Source organism: Micromonospora sp. ATLC16 (genome assembly GCF_057196645.1).
The window spans coordinates 1-23,530 of the sequence record NZ_JBXUOW010000046.1 but is presented as its reverse complement, the minus strand read 5'-3'; the positions used below and the strand labels follow the sequence as shown (position 1 = coordinate 23,530).

20 protein-coding genes, 1 tRNA gene and 1 pseudogene are annotated in these 23,530 nt (G+C 70.6%); 10 read left to right on the top strand and 12 right to left on the bottom strand.

From position 1 onward, the window contains the following. Window positions 1–3: 3 nt before the first annotated feature. Genes cbiQ through AC2CHE_RS18875 form a run of 3 tightly spaced genes read right to left on the bottom strand, consistent with a single transcriptional unit; the run spans window position 4 to window position 1,879 of the window. Entirely contained in the window at window positions 4–774 is a 771-nt protein-coding gene (gene cbiQ / locus AC2CHE_RS18885) for a cobalt ECF transporter T component CbiQ (RefSeq protein ID WP_484506219.1), read from the bottom strand. Window positions 775–779: 5 nt separating this feature from the next. Continuing rightward, a complete protein-coding gene (locus tag AC2CHE_RS18880; protein WP_484506218.1) occupies window positions 780–1,166 on the bottom strand; it encodes a PDGLE domain-containing protein in 387 nt (128 codons plus the stop codon). Next, window positions 1,163–1,879 carry an energy-coupling factor ABC transporter permease gene (locus tag AC2CHE_RS18875; RefSeq protein WP_484506217.1) on the bottom strand — a complete coding sequence of 239 codons (717 nt, stop codon included), beginning with the start codon at window positions 1,877–1,879 and terminating at the stop codon, window positions 1,163–1,165. Before AC2CHE_RS18875 ends, AC2CHE_RS18880 begins: the two co-directional genes overlap by 4 nt. 152 nt (window positions 1,880–2,031) lie before the next feature. On the opposite strand from AC2CHE_RS18875, the gene bcp reads away from it, so the two are divergent. Together bcp and AC2CHE_RS18865 are read left to right on the top strand one after the other, a co-directional pair. Further along, window positions 2,032–2,508 carry a thioredoxin-dependent thiol peroxidase gene (gene bcp, locus AC2CHE_RS18870; protein ID WP_484506216.1) on the top strand — a complete coding sequence of 159 codons (477 nt, stop codon included), beginning with the start codon at window positions 2,032–2,034 and terminating at the stop codon, window positions 2,506–2,508. Between the two features lie 140 nt (window positions 2,509–2,648). After that, window positions 2,649–2,735: transfer RNA gene (locus AC2CHE_RS18865), tRNA-Leu, on the top strand. A 259-nt stretch (window positions 2,736–2,994) separates the two neighbouring features. On the opposite strand, the gene AC2CHE_RS18860 is transcribed toward AC2CHE_RS18865, so the two are convergent. Together AC2CHE_RS18860 and AC2CHE_RS18855 are read right to left on the bottom strand one after the other, a co-directional pair. Then, on the bottom strand, window positions 2,995–3,693 hold the full coding sequence (locus AC2CHE_RS18860; protein WP_484506215.1) for an expansin C-terminal domain-related protein: 699 nt from the start codon (window positions 3,691–3,693) through the stop codon (window positions 2,995–2,997). Between the two features lie 127 nt (window positions 3,694–3,820). Continuing rightward, window positions 3,821–4,639, bottom strand: a complete 819-nt coding sequence (locus AC2CHE_RS18855; RefSeq protein WP_484506214.1) for an MOSC domain-containing protein — start codon at window positions 4,637–4,639, stop codon at window positions 3,821–3,823. A gap of 80 nt (window positions 4,640–4,719) precedes the next feature. Here AC2CHE_RS18855 and AC2CHE_RS18850 point away from each other — a divergent pair, with 80 nt between their 5' ends. Beyond that, window positions 4,720–5,793, top strand: a complete 1,074-nt coding sequence (locus AC2CHE_RS18850; protein ID WP_484506213.1) for an LCP family protein — start codon at window positions 4,720–4,722, stop codon at window positions 5,791–5,793. Window positions 5,794–5,822: 29 nt separating this feature from the next. Here the strand turns inward: AC2CHE_RS18850 and AC2CHE_RS18845 are convergent. The 6 genes and pseudogenes from AC2CHE_RS18845 to AC2CHE_RS18820 form a co-directional block, all read right to left on the bottom strand. Continuing rightward, a pseudogene (locus tag AC2CHE_RS18845) lies at window positions 5,823–6,324 on the bottom strand (sugar transferase); the annotation flags it as partial. Further along, complete coding sequence (locus tag AC2CHE_RS18840) at window positions 6,325–7,434, bottom strand: endo-1,4-beta-xylanase (RefSeq protein WP_484506212.1); 1,110 nt, start codon at window positions 7,432–7,434, stop codon at window positions 6,325–6,327. Between the two features lie 104 nt (window positions 7,435–7,538). Beyond that, window positions 7,539–8,705: a polysaccharide pyruvyl transferase family protein gene (locus AC2CHE_RS18835; protein ID WP_484506211.1), complete on the bottom strand. Its 1,167-nt coding sequence runs from the start codon at window positions 8,703–8,705 to the stop codon at window positions 7,539–7,541. Further along, entirely contained in the window at window positions 8,695–9,987 is a 1,293-nt protein-coding gene (locus AC2CHE_RS18830) for a lipopolysaccharide biosynthesis protein (RefSeq protein WP_484506210.1), read from the bottom strand. The genes AC2CHE_RS18835 and AC2CHE_RS18830 overlap by 11 nt, the downstream gene beginning before the upstream one ends. A 73-nt stretch (window positions 9,988–10,060) precedes the next feature. Continuing rightward, window positions 10,061–10,957: a glycosyltransferase gene (locus AC2CHE_RS18825; RefSeq protein WP_484506209.1), complete on the bottom strand. Its 897-nt coding sequence runs from the start codon at window positions 10,955–10,957 to the stop codon at window positions 10,061–10,063. After that, window positions 10,954–12,270, bottom strand: coding sequence for a hypothetical protein (locus AC2CHE_RS18820; protein WP_484506208.1), 1,317 nt, complete (start codon window positions 12,268–12,270; stop codon window positions 10,954–10,956). Before AC2CHE_RS18820 ends, AC2CHE_RS18825 begins: the two co-directional genes overlap by 4 nt. Before the next feature lie 507 nt (window positions 12,271–12,777). Between AC2CHE_RS18820 and AC2CHE_RS18815 the strand changes: the two genes are divergently transcribed. Beyond that, window positions 12,778–13,599: a glycosyltransferase family 2 protein gene (locus AC2CHE_RS18815; RefSeq protein WP_484506207.1), complete on the top strand. Its 822-nt coding sequence runs from the start codon at window positions 12,778–12,780 to the stop codon at window positions 13,597–13,599. Between the two features lie 23 nt (window positions 13,600–13,622). On the opposite strand, the gene AC2CHE_RS18810 is transcribed toward AC2CHE_RS18815, so the two are convergent. Beyond that, window positions 13,623–15,023, bottom strand: coding sequence for a trypsin-like peptidase domain-containing protein (locus AC2CHE_RS18810; RefSeq protein ID WP_484506206.1), 1,401 nt, complete (start codon window positions 15,021–15,023; stop codon window positions 13,623–13,625). Window positions 15,024–15,794: 771 nt separating this feature from the next. Here AC2CHE_RS18810 and AC2CHE_RS18805 point away from each other — a divergent pair. The 6 genes from AC2CHE_RS18805 to hutH form a co-directional block, all read left to right on the top strand. Further along, a complete protein-coding gene (locus tag AC2CHE_RS18805; protein ID WP_484506205.1) occupies window positions 15,795–16,643 on the top strand; it encodes a MurR/RpiR family transcriptional regulator in 849 nt (282 codons plus the stop codon). A 13-nt stretch (window positions 16,644–16,656) separates the two neighbouring features. After that, window positions 16,657–18,333, top strand: a complete 1,677-nt coding sequence (gene hutU, locus AC2CHE_RS18800; protein ID WP_484506204.1) for a urocanate hydratase — start codon at window positions 16,657–16,659, stop codon at window positions 18,331–18,333. A gap of 9 nt (window positions 18,334–18,342) precedes the next feature. Next, window positions 18,343–19,560 carry an allantoate amidohydrolase gene (locus tag AC2CHE_RS18795; protein ID WP_484506203.1) on the top strand — a complete coding sequence of 406 codons (1,218 nt, stop codon included), beginning with the start codon at window positions 18,343–18,345 and terminating at the stop codon, window positions 19,558–19,560. Beyond that, on the top strand, window positions 19,557–20,918 hold the full coding sequence (locus tag AC2CHE_RS18790; RefSeq protein ID WP_484506202.1) for a formimidoylglutamate deiminase: 1,362 nt from the start codon (window positions 19,557–19,559) through the stop codon (window positions 20,916–20,918). The genes AC2CHE_RS18795 and AC2CHE_RS18790 overlap by 4 nt, the downstream gene beginning before the upstream one ends. Further along, window positions 20,911–22,116: an imidazolonepropionase gene (gene hutI / locus AC2CHE_RS18785; RefSeq protein ID WP_484506201.1), complete on the top strand. Its 1,206-nt coding sequence runs from the start codon at window positions 20,911–20,913 to the stop codon at window positions 22,114–22,116. The genes AC2CHE_RS18790 and hutI overlap by 8 nt, the downstream gene beginning before the upstream one ends. Further along, the coding region (hutH, locus tag AC2CHE_RS18780) for a histidine ammonia-lyase (protein WP_484506200.1) at window positions 22,113–23,530 on the top strand (1,418 nt) is incomplete at its 3' end. The genes hutI and hutH, both read left to right, overlap by 4 nt.

Here is a 23,530-nt window from a genome sequence, read left to right as displayed (position 1 = left end):
CGATCATGTCAGGACGGCGGCCGTGGCGGCGACGGTGCCCGCCAGGACCGGTACGGTGGCCGCGATCAGCCACTGCCCGGTGGTCGCCGCTGCCGTGCCCTGCCACACCGCCGGCATCCGGCCGGTGTAGCCGCGCGACAGCATCGCCAGGTAGACCCGCTCGCCGCGCTCGAAGGCACGCAGGAACAGCGCCCCGATGCCGGCGGCGAAGCCGCGCAGCTGCCACACGAAGCGCGGGTCGTCGCCCCGGGAGATCCGGGCGACACGCATCCGCCGTGCCTCGCCGACCAGCACGTCGAGGTAGCGCAGCATGAAGGTGGCGATCTGGGTGAGGATCTGCGGGCAGCGCAGCCGGTCCAGCCCCACGATCAGGTCACGGGTGCTGGTGGTCGCCGCCAGCAGCAGCGACGCCCACACCCCGAGGGTGCCCTTGGCGATGATGTTCCACGCGCCGTAGAGACCGTCGACCGACAGGTGCAGCCCGGCCACGTCCACCCGCTCGCCCGCGCCGAGGAACGGCAGGGCGAAGGCGAAGAGCACGAACGGCAGCTCGATCGTCGAGCGCAGGAGCAGCCAGCGGGCGTTCACCCGGGCCAGCGCCGCGACGGTCGCGATCAGCAGGGCGTACGCGCCGAAGGCCCAGAGCGCCTCGCGGGGGGTGGCGACCACGGCGATGGTGAACGCCACCATCGCCGCGATCTTGACCTCCGGTGGTAGCCGGTGCACCGGCGAGTCGGACGCCCGGTACAGCACGTCGGCGTGCCCGGCCCCCACCTCTGCTACCCGCCGCTCGTGGTGGCCGGGTCGGTGCGCTCCGCCCCGGTCGCGTTCTCCGCCGCCGGCTCCCGGCGGCGGACCAGCCAGAAGGCGCCCCCGGCCACGGCGAAGGTGAGCAGTACGCCAAGCACGCCGGAGAGCCCGGTGGAGAGGAAGTCGTTGTCCAGGCCGGCGATGCCGTAGTCGGCAAGCGGCCCGCCGATCTCGTGCTCCCGCTCCTGCTGCGCCGGGCAACTGCCGCCGGCGATCTCGTCGTCGGCGTCGAAGGCGCAGCCCTCCCGCAGTGAGGAGTCCAGCCCGTCCGGATGCGACGAGGCGAAGTTGCTGACCACGCCGGCCAGCAGCAGGGCGACGATGAGCCCACCGACGAGGAAACTCCACTTTTTCACCGGACACCTCCGACGGTCGGGACGGTCACCGGCGCGGCCGGCTTCAGGGCGCGCAGCGCGTACACCAGGTCGGGGCGGACCTTCGCCACGGTGACCACGGTGGTCGCCGTGATCAGCCCCTCGCCGATGCCGATGAACAGGTGGGACACGGCCATGGTGCCGGCCAGGCCGGCCAGGTTGCCGCCGAGGTCGGTGGTGCCGCCGAGCTGGTACTGCAACACGAAGCCCATCGCCGCGACGACCACGCTGGCCAGCGCGGAGACGAAGGCGGTGACCGCCAACCCGGCCGGGGTGCGCGGCAGCACCCGGAGCAGCAGCGCGATCAGCAGATACGCCACGGCGATGCCGACGACGGCCATGTTGGTGATGTTGAGCCCGAGCATGGCCACGCCGCCGTCACCGAAGACGAGAGCCTGCACCACCAGCACCACCGCCACGCAGAGCGCGCCGACCCAGGGCCCGACCAGCATGGCGGCGAGCGCACCGCCGAGCAGGTGGCCACTGACCCCGGCGGAGAAAATCGGGAAGTTGAGCATCTGCACGGCGAAGATGAACGCGGCGACCAGGCCGGCCATCGGCGCCAGCCGGTCGTCCAGGTCCTGCCGGCCACGCATGACGCAGTACGCCATCGCCGCCACCGCGATCACCGCGAAGACCGCGGCGACCGGACCGTTGATGATGCCGTTGGAGATGTGCATCGCCAGGATTTCCACGTGACCTCCCACCTGCCGGCAGACCCCTGTCCACCGGCCGAGATGAGCGTATTTCCCGCACCGCACTGTTGCCAATAGCTGGCAACAGTGCGGTACGCCTCGCTTCGTGGCGTGCCGGCCGGGCCGGGGCCACGCGACGGTAGGGTCGTGCCATGACCGCACCCACCCGCCTCTCCCCCGGCGACCCCGCGCCCGGGTTCAGCCTGCCCACCGACACCGGTGGGCAGCTCGCCCTGGCCGACCTGCGCGGTCGCAAGGTCATCCTGTACGCCTACCCCGCCGCGATGACGCCCGGCTGCACCAAGCAGGCCTGCGACTTCCGCGACTCGTTGGCCTCGTTGCAGGCCGCCGGATACGAGGTGGTGGGCATCTCACCGGACAAGCCGGAAAAGCTGGCGAAGTTCCGCGAGCACGACGCGATCACCTTTCCGCTGGTCGCGGACACCGACAAGACAGTGCTGACCGCCTACGGCGCGTACGGCGAGAAGCAGCTGTACGGCCGCACCGTCACCGGCGTGATCCGCTCCACCTTCGTCCTCGATGAGGAGGGCCGTATCGAACGGGCGCTCTACAACGTCAAGGCCACCGGCCACGTCGCCAAGCTGCGCCGCGACCTCGGCCTGGACTGAATTGGCGTACCGGTCGGCGCGACTCACGTCGGGCCGGTGGTGACACAGGAGCGACGGACGGACCGGATACCGTTCTGCTCCTCCCCGAGGGAGGGCCGGGCTCGACACGGCCAGGTGTCGCTCTAGAATCACTCAGGCCGGCGGGAGTGGCGGAATCGGCAGACGCGATAGGTTTAGGTCCTATTGTCCGAAAGGATGTGGGGGTTCAAGTCCCCCCTCCCGCACCACTGGACGCTCCCCACAAGAGGGATCGAAGGCGCTGTCGGGCTCGTCACCATCGGGGGCGGTTCGGACGACCGGCGGGTCAGGATGAGCGGCGTGAGCCTGGCCGACCGGCAGGATCAACACACCAGCGGCTGCTCGGCCTCCGGCGGGGCCGGGGCGGGCTGTGGGGCGTCTTCGTCGCCGGTCCACTCACCGCCGGCGACTTCGGCGGGCCAGCCGGTTGAAGCTGCGGCAGCCGGCGCAGGCCCGCCGGTCGCAGCGTCAGCCGCAGGCGGGCGAGGGCGCGACGAGCGGCGCGGCAGCGAACGCGTCAATCGCGGTCGGCCCGACCGACGCGGTCGCGTCGATCGTCACCGCGACCGACGGAGTCGGCCGGGCCGAGGCACGCGTCGACGCGCTGGCGGACGGTTTCAGCCGCGCCGACGGCGTTGCGGTGGCCGCGACCGACCCGCGTGAGCTGCCTCCGTACATCCGGACGGAGCTGCGCTGCACCTTCCCCGGCGCCAGCCGGATGCCCGTGGCGGTGACCCGGTGCCCCCGGGTGTCGGTGACCCGGATCTGGTACGGCCCGGGCCCGGCACCGGAGTCGATCAGCCAGTAGTTGTAGCTCTCCCGAGCGGCCGCCCGCCACTGGCCCGAGCTGCCCTGCCGCACCTCGACCGAGCGCAGCGGGTTGCCGTGGCCAGCCACCAGCACCGCGAACCACCACTGCGACGCGAAGGTGGCCTTTCCCTTGTAGACGGTGCCGGCGGCGGGCGGGGCGAGCAGCGCGCCAACGGCCGGGAGCGCGGCAACCGGACGGGCCGGTGCGGCGCAGGCCGGCGCGGCGCCGGAACGCAGGGCGAGGCTGAGCCCGACGACAGTGGCGAGAGTGGCCACCGCCCCGCCGGCCAGCCAACGACGCAGCGCGGGACGCTGGGTCGTCGACTGGTCGACGGGGCCGTCGATTCCGTCGGTCACGTGCAGACATGCTGCCGGAGATTCGACCGCACGGACAAGCGAGCTAAGCGAAAGCTAAGGCGAGATCCATCTCGGCTGGGCGGTGGCCCAGCGGCAAGAGCTGTCCGTCGGTCGTCGCCGAGCCTGGTCAGTCGGCCAGTTCCACCGGGTCGCCGAGCTGCACCCGACCCGTCTCCAGCGGCACCAGGTTGAGTCCGAACAGGAGCTTCCGATCGACGTTGCGGTGTCGGGCGAGGGTCCGCAACGGCTCCCGCCCGCGTACCCCGGTCTCCTGGTCGGTGGTGACGACCAGGCAGCGGGCCGACAGCTCGGCGGCACGGAAGCGGACGGACCCGATTCGCAGCCCGCGCCCGACCCACTCGTCCTCCGCCCACGCGGGGGCACCGTCGACCACCAGGTTCGGCCGGAAGCGGGTCATCGGCACCGGCTGCGCACCACCCGCGACGAGCCAGTCGCCGAGCGCCGCCAGCGACGCCGTGCTGGTCAGCAGCACCGGGTACGCGTCGGCGAAGCTGACCTGGTCACCGGGGTCGTACTTCCGGTCGCCGCGGGGTATGTGCCGGGTCGGTCGGGCCAGTCGGACCAGCCGGACCGGCCGGTCGAGCACCGCACCGAACCAGGCGTCGGCGGCCGGGCCGGCGGGCAGGGCGTCGACCCGGAGCACCCGCCGCCGGAACGTGCGCACCGGCACCGGCGAGACGTCGGCCGGGTCGGGCACCACCAGGTCCGGATGGCCGTCGGCGCGCAGCAGCAGCCCGTCGGGGCCGGGGCTGGCGTGCACCCGGACCAGCGACGTGGCCTCGCGCTGGGTGACGCCGACCCCCTCGGCGTCGACAAGCATCCAGCGTCGGTCGCCGTCCAGCCCCCACGGTCGTACGTCGGCCGCATCGTGGACGACGCCACGGCAACCCTTGACCGGATAGGTGGTGATCCCGCTCAGCCGCACCTGGTTACCATGCCACTGGTGCTCGCCTCGACGGGAACAGGGGCCCACGGCCGAAACACGAATTCAGTAGCATCTCCGCCATGTCGAGTGGAGAGCAGGCGGGGACCATCTCCCCGGAGCAGAACCTGCCGACGGGGGACAACGACGGTTCGGAGAAGACCGGCGGGCCGGCAGGAAAGCGGCGCCGCCGGTGGCTGCTCGTCACGCTGATCGTGCTGCTGGTGGTGTCGCTGCTCGGCGTGGGTGCCGTGGTGGCGAGCGGCATCTATCTCAAGTCCGTCGAGGCCGACATCGAGCGGGTCGAGGCGTTCGACGACGTACCGGAGGAGACCCGCCCCGAGGTCGTGGCGACCGACGCGGTGAACATCCTGGTGCTGGGCAGCGATTCCCGCGACCCGGAGAACACCGGTGGCTCCCGAGCTGACACGATCATCCTGGCGCATCTACCCAAGGATCGATCCAGCGCGCAGCTCATCTCCATTCCCCGGGACACTTGGGTCGCCGTGCCCCGGTCGAAGGAGGGCCGCGGTGGTCGCGATGCGAAGATCAACGCCGCCTACGCCTGGGGTGGCGTGCCGTTGATGGTGCAGACCGTGGAGCAGTTCACCAGGGTCCGCGTCGACCACGTGGCGATGGTCGACTTCGCCGGATTCAAGGAGATCATCGACGCTCTCGGCGGTATCGAGATCGACTCGGAGAAGCAGTTCAGCTCCATCCACCCGCCGTTCCGCACCTTCCGGAAGGGGACGCAGCGGATGGATGGCGCGACGGCTCTCGACTACGCGCGCCAGCGCAAGCAATTTCCGGACGGCGACTTCGCTCGTATCCGGCATCAGCAGCAGGCGATCAGAGCCATCATGGAGAAGGCGACCTCAGGTGGCATCCTCACCAACCCGGTGAAGCTCAACTCGTTCATCCAAGCCACCTCGGACAGCCTGTCTGTCGACCGAGAACTGTCCCTGTTAGACATGGCAACCGAGAACCGCAACCTCCGCAACGGGAACCTGTTCTTCCTGACCACCCCGACGAAGGGCACCGGCCGGGTCGGCTCAGAAAGCGTTGTCTTCCCCGACGCAGAGAGGTCCCGCGCCCTTTACGAGGCGGTCCGTGACGACTCGGCCCAGGACATCATCGCCCGCGCCGATCGGAAGTGACCGTCGCCCGGCACCCTGTGGTCGCTGGCTCAGTAGGCGCCCCGCCAGGCAAGGACCACCCTGATGGTCCGCCACAGGATGCCCAGATCGTAGACGAGAGACGAGTTGTCGACCTAGTGCAGGTCGAGGCGTACGGCGTCGTGCCAGCTCAGGTCCGAGCGCCCAGAGATCTGCCAGAGCCCGTGATGCCCTGGCGGACCAGCAGCCGCCGTCCCACATCACCGCGATAGTCGTCGTCCTCAGTGAGCAACAACCGCGGACCGACCAGAGACATCTGTCCCATCAGCACGTTCACCAACTGGGGCAACTCGTCAAGGGACAGCCCGCGCAGGTGCCGACCGATCGGGCTTACTCGGGGATCATCCCCTGGTGACCGATGCGGGTCTGGCGGAACAGCACCGGACCTCGATCGGTCAGCTTGATAGCCAATGCGATGCCGACCACCAGATCGATGCCGGTTCCTTCCAACTGCCAGGCCAGCTTCCGCAACTCGTACGACTCCAGGCTGGCCGGCCGGCAGACGGCGATGGATCAATCCGGCTTGGGGCCGGCCCTGGTAGTGCCGGCGTGCCGGCTGAGTTCATCGACGAGCGCCAGGTAGGCGAGTTTCGGCGAGAGGTCTGCGTCGAAGAGGCAGGCCGCCCCGTACCCGCGGTGGTAGCCGGGGATCCAGCTACGCGAGTCGGTGAAGCCCCACACGGTGAAGGAGACACAGACGGGTACCGCAAGGCAGGATCTGAGCACCTGCCGATAGACGGCCGCCTGACGCTTGAGTTGCTCCGGTGCCGCCGGAAGTTCGACCCGGACGTCGAGTTCGGTAATCGCTACCGAGACTCCCACCTCCGCGAAGCGGCGCAGGTTCGGGGTCAAATCGCGAGGCGGTTCGTCCCAGGCGAGATGGCTCTGGAAGCCAACCCCGTCCACCGGTACCCCGTCACGGCGCAGATCTCGGACAAGAGTCAGTAGAGCGTCAGCCTTCCTGGTACGTCCTTCGATGCCGTAATCGTTGATGAACAGCCGGGCTCCGGGATCGGCGGCGTGCGCCCAGCGAAAGGCGTCGGCGATATAGCCGGGACCCAGCTTGCTCAGCCACAGCGTCTCCCGCAGCGAGCCGTCCTCGTCCAGCACCTCGTTGACGACATCCCAGGCCCACACTCGTCCCCGGTACCGCGAGACGACCTCGGTCACGTGGTCCCGCAGTTCCGTCCGGATCCGCCCTGCCGGCCACTCCGGCGACACCCACTTCGGCATGTCGCTATGCCACACCAGGGTGTGCCCGTACACCTCCTGACCGTGCCGCTCGGCGAACTCGACAAGTTGGTCCGCGCCGGGCCAGGCGTACACTCCGGGCAGCGGCTCGAGGTTGCGCCACTTCATGGCGTTCTCGGTGGTCACGGCATTGAACTCGGTGCCGAGCAGAGTGCTGTAGGCCGGATCCAGGCTGAGGCCGCGACCATCGGCAGCCGAGCCGATACGCATTCTCGGGGGTGTCAGTTCCCTGAGCGTCTTTCGTCCGGGCGCTGCGGGCTCCGACGCAACGGGCAATGATCCGGCCACTTCAACCGACTCGCCGCCGCGCGCCTTGACCACCATAACCAGACCCGTCGCGAAGAACGCGGCGATCACCAGCACCAGCGACACCAGCAGGATCGGCAGGCGGAAAGACCGAGACCGGCCAGTCGGGGGCCGGACCGGATCCGCGGGTGGTGGCCGGGACACGTCGCGCCGGGCGGAGAGTTGGTCGATCACGAGGGGACCGATCCGGGTAGCGCCCACGGCGCCCGAGTGAAGTTCCACCGGGCTCGCTCGGCGAACTCCTCCCGAGCCAGTCGCGGGGCCGCCTGGTCGGTGAGCATGCCGGCCAGCACCTTCGTCACCTCGACCGAGTTCTCCGGCACCCGAGTAAGTCGCCGCGATACCGGCTGGCCGATCTCATCCAGAAAGTCGTCGCACTTCTGTTGATAGGGCACGAGAGCGAACGGAACGTCTGCCAGGTAGGCGAAGACAGCCCCATGCATCCGCATGTGCAGACCGAGGTCGCAACGCTTCATCTCGTCCCAGCACGCTCGCACACCGTCGCGGGCGGTCACCACACGGACATCACAACGCCCGTCGAGGGCACGGCGAAGTCGTTCGCTGACCCGTTCGTCTCCATGGACGGAGTGAGTGTTGAAGACGAACACCGTGACGTCCACCGGCTCCCGGCGCACCAGCTCACTGACCCCGTCGATCAGCGCATCCTCGCGCCGCCGCGCCTGCGGGACGGCGGCTTCGTAGTCAACACCGAGCAGTGTCACGCCGAGCCGCGCCCGGGTGACCTGTACCCGTTCGTACTGCTGCCCGAGGCGCTCCCCGAGCGCCTCGGGCAGCAATCCCGCGAGGTCTCCGGCGGCAACCAGGTTTCCGGGATGTCCGGCACGCCGGAGGAGTTCAGCGGAGGCATGGTCACGTACCCCGATGAAGTTGATCCGGCGAAGCACCTCCAGCAGACGCCGCTCGGCCGAGGCTGAGAGGAACGGTCCGACGGAGACGCCTACCGCCGCCATCGGATGCCCGGAGAAACGGGAGAAGAGAGAGAACAGTCGCTTCTCGCTAAGCGGCCCCATGTCCCTGAAAACCGAACCACCGCCGAAAACGAGCATCGAGGAGCCACGCAGCAGCATCGCCTTGTTCAGCACACAGCCCATCCGGTCCGGGACGCTGCGGGACCGGTACCAGCGGGGGCTCATTCCGGTGCTCTCCGGCGGCAGGTCGACCATGGGCGGGGCCGCGAACACGGGTCGCTCGCTGCCCCAGTACGTCCGACTAGCCCAGTCGGTCACCAGGCAGAAGGCGTTGTCGCCGACATTCTCCATGCCGTAGTAGCCGACGACGAGCGGCCGGCGAGCGGCAGGATCGGCTTCAGGACGCACTCGGACTCTCCCTCGTCAGACGCCGACGCAAATCGTGCCACGACGGCAGATCGGCCCCACGCACCACGCGACGCCGGACCGTGACCCAGAACAGCACACAAAGCACGGCTTCGGCCACCACGGTGGCGGAAGCCGTGCCGCGTACCCCCCATGTGGGCGTGGCGACCGCGAGGGCGGCCAGTAGCACCAGGGCACCCACTCCCTGGTGAACCACCTTGCGGCGGAGTAGCCCGCCACTGGTCAGCAGAGCGGCAACGGCGGCTCCGCCGAACCGGAAGGGTACGGCCATGGCCAGCACGGCCAGTACCTCCGCCGTCTCGCCGTATCCGGGGCCGAGCAGAACCGGCAGTAGTTGCCCGCCGAGCGCGACCAGCCCCGCGACGAGGATCCCGAGCGCGACCATTCCCGAGGTGCCGAACCGGTACGCCAATAGCACCGCGTCCCGGTCGCCGTGGGCCCACCGGTGCAGTTTGGCCAGAAAGTACTGCTGGTAGACGACTCGCGGGACGAGGTACGCCGCAGTGATCACCGCCATTGGAACGGCCAGCAGAGCTGCGGCCTCGGGACCCAGCACCTCGGCTGCGACGATTGTACCGAGATAGATGCCCATCAGGTAGAACACGTTGCCCAGGACAAACGGGACGGCGGCCGCGACCACCCGGCTCACCGGCACGTCAATGGCCGAAGCAGATGCGGTGCTCCGATGCCCCTCCAGCGGCACCGTGCCGGCCACGAACGGCCGCAGCACCATGATGCAGGCGACCACGGTGAGCAGCGCGACGATGGCGTAACCAGCGGCGACGGCCACCACGGACAGCCCGACGGCCCAACTCGCGAGCACCACCAACACTCGTCCGACGTGCGGTGCGACCTGGAGCATCGACAGCCCCCGGTAGTCGCCGCGCAACTGTTGTGCCGAGGCCACCAGGGTCAGCCCGACCTGGGCGACGATCACGCTGGTGAGCAGCGCGCGTACCGGCATCGCGCCGGTACCGAAGTCCCCGGCGAGACTCCACCCGAGCGCCGCGGCGAGCACCCCGACACAGATGCCCGCGACGAGCCGCAGGGAGGGTCGTACCCAGCGCCTAGCTGCGTGACCTTCCAGGCCGAACCGTTGCAACCACAGTTCAGAGACGCCGAAGACCACCAGCGGAGCGGCCAACGCCGTGACTGCAAGGGCCGCGCTGAACGTACCGAAGTCGCTCTGCGGGACGGTGCGGGCCAGCAGGATCTGCGCGCAGAAGGCGGCAACGGTGACGCCGACCTGACTCAGACTCAGCATGCCCAGGTGTACGAGGATCCGGACGAGCCGGTTCGGTGTGGTACCCGGCTGCGTCGGGTCGTCGGTCAGTCGATCAACGGCCGATGGTGACAAGCCACTTGCCCATTTCGCTCAACGTGCGAAGCGCCTTGATGGCCAGCGCCACACCGGGCCACCGCACCGGCCGGTACATCTCGATCAGGCGGAACCAGAAGACCAGACCGGCGAGCCTACCCCTGGTCGCGTTGCCGTCGTGCCGGTAGAAACGGACGATGGGATGGGCCACGTGACAGGGGTGTACCCCGGAGTTCAACGCTCGCAACATCAGCTCGATGTCCTCGAATAGCCGGAAACTCTCGTCGTACCCACCGATCCGGTTCAATAGGTGGCGATCGATAGTGGTGCCGGAGTGCTTGAAGGGCAGCCGAGGCCGCGTGAGAACTCCGACCAGCATCCGCCGCGCCGAGGCGTATTCGGGGAGCCGGATCAGCCGGTCCGAGCCGCGGCTGACCTCGGTGTAGTCGGCATACACCCAGTTCCCGCCCGTTGCGGCGAGCAGCCGGTGCAACTGGGCCAGCGCGTCGGGGGTCAACTCGTCATCGGAGTCGAGGACGGTCAGGTACCGGCCGGTGGCGGTGCGCAGGCCAAGGTTGCGTGCCTCGGCGATGCCGGTGGGAGGCTGCGTCACCACCCGCACCCTACGGTCCCCGGCGAGTTTCGCCTCCGCCAGCACCGTCGTCACCGGCGTCTGCGAGCCATCATCGACGACCACCAACTCGAAGTCCTCGAAGGTGTTGGCTAGTACGCTGCGCACCGCGTTGACGAGCAACACGGCACGGTCGCGCACCACAATGCAGACCGTGAAGGTGGGTTGCACCAAAGCTGCGCCTAGACTGTCGGGGTTGTCGCGCTCGGCCGGATCGTGGGCGAGGTCGCGGCGCTGCTGGTTCTGGTTGTACCCGCGCACCTGGGCGGGCGAAGGCGGCCTCACGTCGCCGTCGACTCGGTGATGGGCGAGGCCTCTACAGCATCGTCCTGCTCTACGGGGGCGAGTGCGACTATCACCATCTGTCCGAAGAAGAAGAGCCACAGGAAGTACGGATAAGCCAGCGGTTTCTGGGTCAAGCCGAAGATGACCAGGGCGCCGAAGAGCACCATCAGCGCCACCCGGTGCGAGTGGTCCGAGCGGGCTCGGACGATGCGGTAAACCGCCACGAGGATCGCTAGGGTCACGATCACACCGACGAGTCCCCAGATCACCATCAGTCGCAAAAGGTCGTTGTGCATGTCCCAGGGCTCGTAGCCGAACCCGAACAGCCACACGTCGACCGGGGCGCGCCCGAGAATTTCCGCCACGTCGTTCCAGATCGCTCCGCGACCATGCATGAAGGTGTCGGATCGCACGTTCATGGAACCGACCTCGGTGACGACGACCTCGGTCCTCCGCCAGATCGCGTCTCCCCAGAGCACGCCGGCCAGCGCGGCGACGGCGGCGAGTCCACCGCCGGCAAGCAGCACGCCCCGCTGATTCATTTCGCCGCGGCGACGCGCCTTGACCATCGAGCGAACGCGTTGCAACTCGAACGCCGCGACGATCAGCACCAGACACAGGATGGTGAAGCGGTGCAGCGAAACGACGCCGGTGGCGAGGAAGAGCCCGATCAGCCCGTATCGCACCGCGGTCGGAACACCCATCCGTTCGCCCAAGACATAGACGAGGAAGACCGAGAACATCAGCAGCCGGCCGAGCGACATCGGGTGGAAGTAGCCACCGGAGGCTCGGCCGATCTTCTGCCATCCAGCCAGCTCGAAGTGGAAGGAGTAGGGAATTACCCCGGCGACCTGCAACCACGCCAGAACGGAGTGAACGATCGCACCGAGCACCACGACTCCCGCGACGATCGCGAGGCGGCGTACCGGAAACCAGTCCCGCCGCAGCAACATCAGGCCGATCAGAGCGAGCGGCGCGAACCCGACCAGAAGTCGAACCGCCTCGGCGGGTATCGCACTCGTCGGCTCCTGGTGCGGCCCATAGATCGAGTATCGCCGGACGTCGAAGGCCGCCAACAGATCAGCCCGAGCCTCGACGGCCAGGTAGCTCACTGCCGATAGGACGAGCAGCAGCCCGATCGCCGCAGCCATGAACAACAGCGATCGGGGCGGCATCCGCCGGGCGCCGAGCGCGAATACACTGAGAGCGGCCACCATCAGCACCGCTCCCAGGGCGGTGAGCAGCACACCGAGATCGACACCGTCCCCCCGGCCCTCTCCGATGTCGAAGAAGGGCTTGACTGCGACGAGCACCAGCGCGGCGGTCGCCAGGTTACGGGCCAGCCGCAGATGCGCGGGAACCGAACCGTTCTGTCCAGGCTGCCGGTACCAGGGTCTACGGGGCGGAACGGTCAAGCTTCCCATGCGGGTGCGTCTCCCATCAGTATCCGCCGCGGTGACGACGGGGACTGTGGAACATCTACGCCCACTGTGGTCAGCCCCCGCCCGGCCCCGGAGAAACACGAGGACGATACCAGCGGGTTGGCCGTCCAGGGTGCCCCGCAGATTCGTCCCGACCGCTGTGATTGGCAGCATAGTCAGGCGACGGATTAGGCAAGACGGATACACACGGGCAAATGGCGGTGCGAGCCGACCGTGCAGGCATCTGCTTGCGACCGGCCGGCCGGCTCCGGCAAGCTTGACGGCCGTGCGTGCCGGCAGATGATCGGGCGCGCTACCACCAAAGTGATCCGCCGACCACTGTGGCCGGCGGCCCGCGCATCGATGGATGGGGCTGCTGTGACAAGCCATGAGCGACCGATGATCAGCGTGGTGATCGCCGCGCACAACGAGGCCGCGGTGATCGGTGGTTGCCTGGACTCGCTGCTGGCCGATGCCGTGCCCGACGAGCTGGACATCGTGGTGGTGGCCAACGGCTGCACCGACGACACCGCCGAGGTGGCGGCGGCGCGCCCGGGCGTAAGGCTGATCGAAGTCGCAAAATCCGGCAAGGCCAACGCCCTCAACGTGGGTGATGCCGCAGCCCGCGGGTTTCCCCGGGTGTACCTCGACGCGGACGTGGTCCTCTCCCCCGGCGCACTCCGCGCAATGGCGGCGGAGCTCTCCGCCGGTGAGCTGCCACCGATGGCCGTGACGCCCCGCCGGGCCATGGTTACCGAGGATCGACCGCTCGCGGTGCGGGCCTATTACGCGATCAACACCCGCCTCCCGATCTTCGCCGACGCGCTGTTCGGCAGGGGCGCGATGGCGGTCTCAGCCGTCGGCCGGGAACGCTTCGAACGCTTTCCGGAGCAGATCGCGGACGACCTGTTTCTCGACTCGCAGTTCAGCTCGGTGGAGAAACGGGAGGTGACAGCCGCGACGAGTTTCGTGCAGGCACCCCGGCGCACGAGCAACCTGGTCCGAACTCTCGCGCGGGTTCGTGCCGGCAACACCATGCTGCGCGCCAGCCATGACGGGATCCGATCATCCGTACCGTCGTCGTGGCTGCGGGATGTCGTGCTTCCTCGGCCGTGGCTTGCACCCGCGTCGATGGTGTACGTGACGATCACTCTGCTGGCCGCGCTAAGCGCCCGTCGGCACCCGCGTGACGCCTGGGGACGGGACAACTCCACCCGCTGACAACCCCTGGCTGCGAGTGCCGCTCAGTACGTGGATCGACGGCGCATCATCAGTACCGCCGCGCCGGCCAGTCCGACCACCGAGGCACCGCCGAGGCCGGCCAACAGGATTGGCAACAGGTCGGACGACTCGGACGAATCCCGCTCCAGCCGGCTCCGGTCGATAGCGTTCTGCCGGTACGCCTGTGCGACCAGATTCGCCGGTGATGCCTCGGCCACCGCGTCGAACTGCGCGATCGCCTCGGCACTCCGGCCGGCGAAGAAGGCGTCGAGCCCGCTCCGGTACGCCCGGTCCGCATCGGCGATCTCATTCCGGACGTCCGCCTCGTTGAGCAGACCGGCAACGGCGGACACCGGTACTAGGGCTCGGTTGGCGCCACCGTTGGCCGCTCGGTCATTGTCGATGACTCCGACAACCTGCCCTCGGGTGTCGATGGCGATGCCCCCGTTCGAGTAGATGCCGAGATCGTCGTTGACCCTTGCCACCTCGACGGTGCCTTGCTTCCCGGTGCTTGACACCTGGACCTGCTTGGCCTCCACCGTGTAGGTCGCCGCCCGAAAGTCGCTGTCCCCCGTCTGGTAACCGATCAGCAGCAGAGCCGTGCCCGGGCCGGGCCGGGCCGACGGGTCAAGCTCCGCGGTGGGCAGGTCGGACTGCGCGAGCTTGAGGAGCGCCAGATCGCCGTCGTCCGCCGTGAGGACGTGCACCAACTGCGCGGGCACCGCAGGGTTCGCGGTCAGATCGCCGCGCGCAATGTTGAACTGGGCGAACACTTGCGTGGCCGGGGCGGCGTCTGGCTGGCTCCCCGTGAAGGTGGTGGTCCTCATCTTGCTGCGAACATAGTCATCCAACTCGGTGGCGGAGAGCTTGTCCTGCTCGATGAGGATGCGCCCGAGCGTGTACAGGGCCCGTTCACGGGCGACCTCGGCGCTCGGTTGGGCGCACTGACCATTGGTCACCACGTGGCCGTCCGGGTTGGCCACGAACCCGCTGCACCGACGCTTGAATGTCACGGGCGTCGCGCTCAGCGGCACGTTGGACTTGGCCTCGCGCACGAATCCGGTGAACACCGCCTCCACGAAAACGAGCGAGGGTGCGGCTATCGCCAGCGCACGCTCCTCCGGACTGTACGGCGCGACCTGCGCCCACGGCTTCATGCCCGGGTTGACCTGGGCGGGAGTGGGAAAGCTGTCGGAACCCTCGACCCCGCTCGGCGCCGTCTGCGGTGGCTCGGGGTCACCGTCGCCGGTGAGCGCCCAGACGGCGGCACCGGTACCGAGGGCCGCTACCAGTGCGAGCGCGGCGACGGCGATCCAGAGGCCGGTGCGCCGCTTGGGCCGCGCCGAGGGCTGGATGCGTCGCACCTGCGCGGTGAACGGGTCGAACCCGAACTCGTCACTAGCTGTGCCGGTGCCAGGCGACATCGGCGCACCAGAGCTCGGGCCCGAGATGTGGGGCTGGATCGGGGTCGGGCTCGCGGGCGCGTTCCTTGGCGGCTGCGGTGTCGCGGACACCAGCCAATGCTGGCCAGGAGCGGGAGCACCCGAGACCGACTGGGGCCCGCCCGACACTGGCTGGGGCGGGCCGGAGATGGACATTGGCGGAACCGAGGTTGGCGCAGACGGACCGGGGCTCGGCACAGGCGGACCGGTCACGGACTGCGGGGGACCCGAGATGGGCTGGGGCCCTGGCACCGGGGCGCCAGCGGCGGGTACCGGCCGATAATCGACGCCGAGGGCGCGGAACAGCTCTTCCGCCGCCGGCCCGGCCTCCGCCTCGTACGCGACCCAGGGCGCGGCGGCCGAGAAGTCCGCGTACGTGAAAGGGGCGCCGCCGGGAGCCTGGGCGAGATTGTTGGCAGTGCCTACGAACGCCTCACGCCAGCCCGGAGCGGCGGCGACCGTGGCGTCAAGGACGGCCACGGTGACGAATCGGCCCTGACCATCGACGGCGGCCCACGCCTTCCCGACCGGTGACCCGCCCAGCAGGTGGGTGTATCGGTAGGGGCCGTCCGGCTGCATGGCAACTCCTCTACTCGACCGCGGTGCGGATCCTATCCACCTGCCGCACCCCTATCTGCCCGCCGGTCACCCCAACCTCCGTGGACCGGTCCGGAACCGCAGACCAGCAGCTGTCCACTGTAGAAGAACACGATAAGCTTGCCGAATGAAAGTTTTCATGCATAGAGTCGCAGGGTGAATGAGGGAGTTGCCAGGGCGTCGACGGAGCGGGTCGTCGGCCTGTTCGACGGCGTCCGGCTCACCCCGACGCAGCGGCGCATCGCGCACTGTCTGGTGCAGCACGCCCCCGCCGTCGGCTACCTCTCCGCAGCCGAGGTCGCCGAGCTGGCCGGGGTCAGCCAGCCCTCGGTCACCCGGTTCGCGGTGGCGCTGGGCCACGACGGTTACCCCGCCCTGCGTCGCCGGCTGCGCGAGCTGACCGCCGCCGCGCCCGGTCCGGCCCCCGCCGGCAACGAACTTCAGCAGGCGGTACGCGCCGAGATCGGCAACCTGGACCGGCTGGCCGGTCAGTTGGCCGACCGGGAGCGGATCGCCGAGACCGGACGCCTGCTGGCGACGAGTCGGCCGCTGCCGGTGCTCGGCCTGCGCTCCGCCGCGCCGCTGGCCGCGTACTTCGCGTACTTCGCCGCCAAGGTGCATCCCGACGTACGGGTGCTCGACGACGGCGGCAGCCTGCTCACCGACCGTCTCGAACAGGCCGCCGAGGCGGGTGCGCGGGCCCTGCTGGCGTTCGTGCTGCCGCGCTATCCCCGGGAGACCCTGGAGGCGCTGCGCGAGGCCCGCGCGGCGCGGCTGACGGTCGTGGCGATCACCGACTCACCGGTGAGCCCGGCTACCGAGCACGCCGACGTGGTGCTGCCCGCCGCGGTCGGCGCGCAACTGGTGTTCGACCTGCACACCGCTCCGATGACCCTGGCCATGGTGCTGCTCCAGGCGATCTGCGACGCCGCCCCGGCCGAGACCCAGCGGCGGCTGGAGGCGTTCGAAGCCTCGGCGGCCCGTCGACAGTTGTTCCTCGGTTAGGAGGAGTCCCACCATGACGCGATCCGACCAGGCCACGCCCGGCCCGGGAACCAGCATCCACGCCGCACGCGGCACCGAACGCACCGCCCGAGGGTGGCCGCAGGAGGCCGCCCTGCGGATGTTGATGAACAACCTCGACCCCGAGGTCGCCGAGCGCCCCGAGGACCTGGTCGTGTACGGCGGCACCGGCCGGGCGGCCCGGGACTGGCCGTCGTACCACGCCCTGGTGCGGACGCTCACCGAGCTACGCGACGACGAGACGATGCTGGTGCAGTCGGGTCGCCCGGTCGGTGTGCTGCGGACGCACGAGTGGGCACCCCGGGTGCTGCTGGCCAACTCGAACCTGGTCGGCGACTGGGCGACCTGGCCGGAGTTCCGCCGCCTGGAGCAGCTCGGCCTGACCATGTACGGGCAGATGACCGCCGGCTCGTGGATCTACATCGGCACCCAGGGCATCCTCCAGGGTACCTACGAGACCTTCGCCGCCGTGGCGGCGAAACGATTCGGTGGCACGCTGGCCGGCACCCTGACGTTGACCGCCGGCTGCGGTGGCATGGGCGGGGCCCAGCCGCTCGCGGTCACCATGAACGGTGGCGTCTGCCTGATCGTGGACGTGGACCGCAGCCGGCTGGCCCGCCGGGCGCACGACCGCTACCTGGACGAGATCGCCGACGACCTGGACGACGCGGTGCAGCGGGCGCTCACCGCCAAACGTGACCGGCGGGCGCTCAGCCTCGGTGTCGTCGGCAACGCGGCCACCGTCTTCCCGGAACTGCTGCGCCGGGGCGTGCCGGTAGACATCGTCACCGACCAGACCAGCGCGCACGATCCGCTGTCGTACCTTCCGGAGGGGGTCGAGCTGGGCGACGCCCGGGAGTACGCGACGGCCAAGCCGGCCGAGTTCACCGACCGGGCCCGGGCGTCGATGGCCAGGCACGTCGAGGCGATGGTGGGGTTCCTCGACGGAGGCGCGGAGGTCTTCGACTACGGCAACTCGATCCGGGGCGAGGCCCGGCTCGGCGGGTACCAGCGCGCCTTCGACTTCCCCGGCTTCGTGCCGGCGTACATCCGGCCGTTGTTCTGCGAGGGCAAGGGGCCGTTCCGGTGGGCGGCGCTCTCCGGCGATCCCGCCGACATCGCCGCCACCGACCGGGCCATCCTGGACCTGTTCCCGGAGAACGAGTCCCTGGCGCGGTGGATCCGGCTGGCCGGCGAGCGGGTCGCCTTCCAGGGGTTGCCCGCGCGCATCTGCTGGCTCGGTTACGGCGAGCGGGACCGCGCGGGCGTACGGTTCAACGAGATGGTCGCCTCGGGTGAGCTGAGCGCGCCGGTGGTGATCGGCCGCGACCACCTGGACTGCGGCAGCGTGGCCAGCCCGTACCGGGAGACCGAGGCGATGGCCGACGGCTCGGACGCGATCGCCGACTGGCCGCTGCTCAACGCGCTGGTCAACACCGCCAGCGGGGCCTCCTGGGTGTCCATCCACCACGGCGGCGGGGTCGGCATCGGCCGGTCCATCCACGCCGGCCAGGTCTGCGTGGCCGACGGCAGCGCGCTGGCCGGGCAGAAGATCGAGCGGGTGCTGACCAACGACCCGGCGATGGGCGTCATCCGGCACGTCGACGCCGGCTACGAAGACGCGCGCGAGGTGGCCACCCGCACCGGCGTCCGCGTCCCGATGGCGGAGTGAGGAAGGCCCTTGTTGACACACACGGTGCAGGACGGACCCCTGCTCGACAGGTTCCGCGAGCTGTGGGGACAGATCGCCCCGATCGGGCGGGACGAGCGCAGCGGCGGCTACCTGCGGTACGCGCTGACCGAGCCGGAGTTGCGGCTGCGGGAGTGGTTCCGGGCGCGGGCCGACGAGCGGTCCATGCCGGTGACCGACGACGGCAACGGCAACCTGTTCGCCTGGTGGGGCGACCCGGGGGCCGGGGAGGCGGTGCTGACCGGCAGCCACTTCGACTCGGTGCCGCACGGTGGGGCGTACGACGGTCCGCTGGGCATCGTGAGCGCCTTCCTCGCGGTCGACGAGTTGCGTGCCGCCGGTGTCACGCCGGCCCGGCCGGTGGCGGTGGCGGCGTTCGTGGAGGAGGAGGGCGCCCGGTTCGGCGTACCGTGCCTGGGGTCTCGGCTGCTCACCGGCGCGCTGGACGTCGAGCGCGCGGCCGGGTTGCGCGACGCCCACGGGGTGAGCTTCGCCGAGGCGCTGGGTGACCGGCCGGCGGGCGCCCGCCCGGAGCTGCTCGGGCGCTTCGCGGCCTTCGTGGAGTTGCACGTCGAGCAGGGCCGCGCGCTGGTCGAGCAAGACGCGCCGGTCGCCGTCGCGAGCGCCATCTGGCCGCACGGCCGCTGGCGCTTCGACTTCACCGGCGAGGGCAACCACGCCGGTACGACGCGGATGGCCGACCGCCGGGACCCCATGCTCACGTACGCGTTCACCGTGCTCGCCGCGAACAAGGAGGCCCGGCTGCGCGGCGCCCACGCCACCGTCGGTCGGGTGGCGGTGGAGCCGAACGCCACGAACGCGATCCCGTCGCGGGTGACCGGCTGGCTGGACGCCCGGGCGGCCGAGCCGGAGACCCTGACCGGGATGGTCGACGCCGTGCACGGCAAGGCCGCCGAGCGGGCCCGGCGCGACGGTACGCAGGTGACGCTGACCGAGGAGTCGGCGAGCCCGGTGGTGGCCTTCGACGGCGGGCTGGCCGACCGGTTGGCCGGGCTGCTGGCCGCGCCGGTGCTGCCCACCGGGGCGGGGCACGACGCCGGGGTGCTCGCCGCCCACGTACCCACAGCGATGCTGTTCGTCCGCAACCCGACCGGGGTGTCGCACTCCCCCGCCGAATCAGCCACCGACGCCGACTGCGCCACCGGGGTGACCGCGCTGGCCAGGGTGTTGGCGGAGTTGCTCCGATGACCGCCACCCGCTGGCTCGCGGAATACGCCTGGCTGCCCGAGGAGGCCGAGCCGACCCCGGACGTGCTGATCGAGACGGTGCACGACCGGATCACCGGCGTGACGCCGCTCGCGCCGGACGGTGTACCCGACGCCGGTGTCGAGGTGCTGGCCGACGCGGTACGGCTGCCGGGGTTGACCCTGCCGGGGCTGGCCAATGCGCACTCCCACGCGTTCCATCGGGCGTTGCGCGGGCGCACCCACGCCGGGCGGGGCGACTTCTGGAGCTGGCGCGACCAGATGTACGCGGTCGCCACCCACCTCGACCCCGACTCCTACCTGGCGCTGGCCCGGGCGGTCTACGCCGAGATGGCGCTGACCGGGGTCAGCTGCGTGGGCGAGTTCCACTACCTGCACCACGGGCCGGGCGGCAGCCCGTACGCCGACCCGAACGCGATGGGCGCGGCGCTGGTCGAGGCGGCGGCCCAGGCCGGGATCCGGCTGACCCTGCTGGACACCTGCTATCTGACCGCCTCGGTGGACGGTCGGCCGTTGACCGGGCCGCAGCAGCGGTTCGGCGACGGCGACGCGTTGCGCTGGGCGGAACGGGTCGACGGGTTCAACCCGGACGGCGGACACGTGCGTCTCGGTGCCGCGATCCACTCGGTACGCGCGGTGCCGGCAGAGCAGCTCGCCACCGTCGCCGGTTGGGCGCACCGCCGCGACGCGCCACTGCACGTGCACCTGTCGGAGCAGCCCGCCGAGAACGACGCCTGCCGGGCGGTGCACGGGCGCACGCCGACGCGCCTGCTCGCCGATCACGGGGTGCTCGGCCGGGCCACCACGGCGGTGCACGCCACCCATCCGACCAGCGCCGACGTGAGTCTGCTCGGCGACAGCCGCACCGGGGTCTGCCTCTGCCCCACCACGGAACGGGATCTCGCCGACGGTATCGGTCCGGCCCGCCGGATGGCCGACGCCGGCATCCCGCTCAGCCTGGGTAGTGACAGCCACGCCGTGATCGACCTGTTCGAGGAGGCGCGCGCGGTCGAGCTGGACGAGCGGTTGCGCACCCGCAGGCGGGGCCACTTCAGCCCGGTGGAGCTGTTGACCGCGGCGAGCAGCGCCGGGCATGCCACGCTGGGCTGGACCGACGCCGGCCGGATCGCGGTCGGTGACCGCGCCGACCTGGTCACGGTGCGGCTGGACAGCGTCCGCACGGCCGGGGTGACCCCGGCGGCCGTCTGGTTCGCGGCGAGCGCGGCCGACGTCGTACAGGTGGTGGTGGACGGTCGGGTGCTGGTCCGCGACGGCCGGCACGTGCGCGTGGATGTACCGCAGGAACTGGCCAACGCGATCACGGAGGTGACCCGTGCCTAGTCTGCTGGTTGACGGCATCGGTGAGCTGGTGACGAATGTGGCCGGTGCGGGCGAGGGCGGGCCGCTGGGGATCCGGCGACGGGCTGCGGTGCTGGTCGAGGACGGCGAGGTGGCCTGGGTCGGCACGGCGGCCGACGCACCGGCAGCGGACCGGCGAATCGACGCTGCCGGTGCGGCGGTGCTGCCCGGTTTCGTGGACAGCCACGCGCACCTCGTCTTCGCCGGGGACCGGGCCGCCGAGTTCGCCGCCCGGATGGCCGGCGAGCCGTACACCGGCGGCGGTATCCGCACCACGGTCGGCGCCACCCGCGCGGCCTCCGACGGCGAGCTGCGGGCCACCGTGCGCCGGCTGCACGCGGAGGCGCTACGCCAGGGCACCACCACCATCGAGATCAAGAGTGGGTACGGCCTCACCGTCGCCGACGAGGCCCGCTCGTTGCGGATCGCCACCGAGGTCAGCGCGGAGACCACGTTCCTCGGCGCGCACATGGTCCCGGCCGAGTACGCCACTCGCCCGGACGACTACGTGTCGCTGGTCTGCGGGCCGATGCTGGCCGCCGCCGCGCCGCACGCCCGCTGGATCGACGTGTTCTGCGAGCGGGGCGCGTTCGACGCCGACCATGCCCGGGCGATCCTCGCCTGTGGTCAGGCCGTGGGCCTCGGGGTGCGGGTGCACGCCAACCAGCTCGGCCCCGGCCCGGGTGTGCGACTCGGGGTGGAGCTGGGGGCGGCCAGCGTGGATCACTGCACCCACCTGAGCGACGCCGACGTCGACGCGCTGGCGTCGGCCCGGTTCGACTGCATGTGCCACGAAGGCGGGCACACCACGACCGTCGCCACCCTGCTGCCCGGCGCAGAGTTCTCCACCCGCTCGCCCTATCCGGACGCGCGTCGGCTGATCGACGCCGGGGTCACCGTGGCGCTGGCGACCGACTGCAACCCCGGCTCGTCGTACACCTCGTCGATGCCGTTCTGCGTCGCGCTGGCCGTACGCGAGATGGGGATGACCCCGTCGGAGGCGGTCTGGGCCGCGACCGCCGGTGGCGCGCGGGCGCTGCGCCGCGACGACATCGGTGTGCTGCGGCCCGGCGCCCGGGCCGACCTGATCATCCTCGACGCACCGTCTCACCTGCACCTGGCCTACCGGCCCGGGGTGCCTCTCGTCCGCCAGGTTCTGCACAACGGAGTACCGCGATGACCGTCACCGTCCAACCCACCGGAATCACCCCCGCCGACGTGCTCGCCGTGGCGCGGGACGGCGTCAAGGTGGTCCTCGACCCGGCGACCGTCGAGGCGATGGCCACCAGCCGGTCCATCGTGGATGGTATCGAGGCCGCGGGCCGTCCCGTGTACGGCGTGTCGACCGGTTTCGGGGCCCTGGCCAACACCTTCGTCGCCCCCGAGCGCCGCGCCGAGTTGCAGCACGCGCTGATCCGGTCGCACGCCGCCGGCGTCGGCGCGCCGATGCCCCGGGAGGTGGTACGGGCGATGATGCTGCTGCGGGTCCGCTCGCTGGCGCTCGGCCACTCCGGGGTACGGCCGCTGGTCGCCGAGGCGCTGGTGGACCTGCTCAACCACGAGGTCACCCCCTGGGTGCCCGAGCACGGCTCGTTGGGTGCCTCCGGCGACCTGGCCCCGCTGGCGCACTGCGCGCTGGTGCTGCTCGGCGAGGGCTGGGTGCTCGGCCCGGACGGTGGGCGGATGCCCGCCGCCGACGCGTTGCGCCGGGCCGGCCTCGCCCCGGTGGAGCTGGCCGCCAAGGAAGGGCTGGCGTTGATCAACGGCACCGACGGCATGCTCGGCATGCTGCTGCTCGCCGTCGACGACGCCGCCCACCTGTTCACCATGGCCGACGTGACCGCCGCGCTGGCGATCGAGGCGATGCTCGGCTCGGAACGGCCGTTCCTGCCGGAACTGCACGCGATCCGTCCGCATCCCGGGCAGAGCGTCTCGGCGGCCAACATCCACCGGTTGTTGCAGGAGTCGGCGGTGATGGACTCGCACCGCGACGACCTGGCGCACGCGGTGCAGGACGCCTACTCGATGCGCTGTGCGCCGCAGGTGGCCGGCGCGGCCCGGGACACCCTGGAGTTCGTCCGCACGACCGCGGCCCGGGAGCTGGTCTCGGTGGTGGACAACCCGGTGGTGCTGCCCGACGGTCGGGTCGAGTCGACCGGGAACTTCCACGGCGCGCCGCTGGGCTTCGCAGCTGATTTCCTGGCCATCGCCGCCGCCGAGGTGGGCGCGATCGCCGAGCGTCGGGTGGACCGGCTGCTCGACGTCACCCGCTCCCGGGACCTGCCGGCGTTCCTCTCCCCCGACGCCGGAGTCAACTCCGGGCTGATGATCGCGCAGTACACGGCCGCCGGGATCGTCGCGGAGAACCGCCGGCTGGCCGCGCCGGCCTCGGTGGACTCGCTGCCCACCAGTGGCATGCAGGAGGACCACGTCTCGATGGGTTGGGCGGCGACCAAGAAGCTGCGTACCGTGCTGGACAACCTGACCAGCCTGCTCGCGGTGGAACTGCTCGCCGCCGTACGCGGACTGCAGTTGCGGGCGCCGCTGGCCCCGTCGCCGGCCGGGGGGGGGGCGATCGCCGCGCTCGGCGAGGC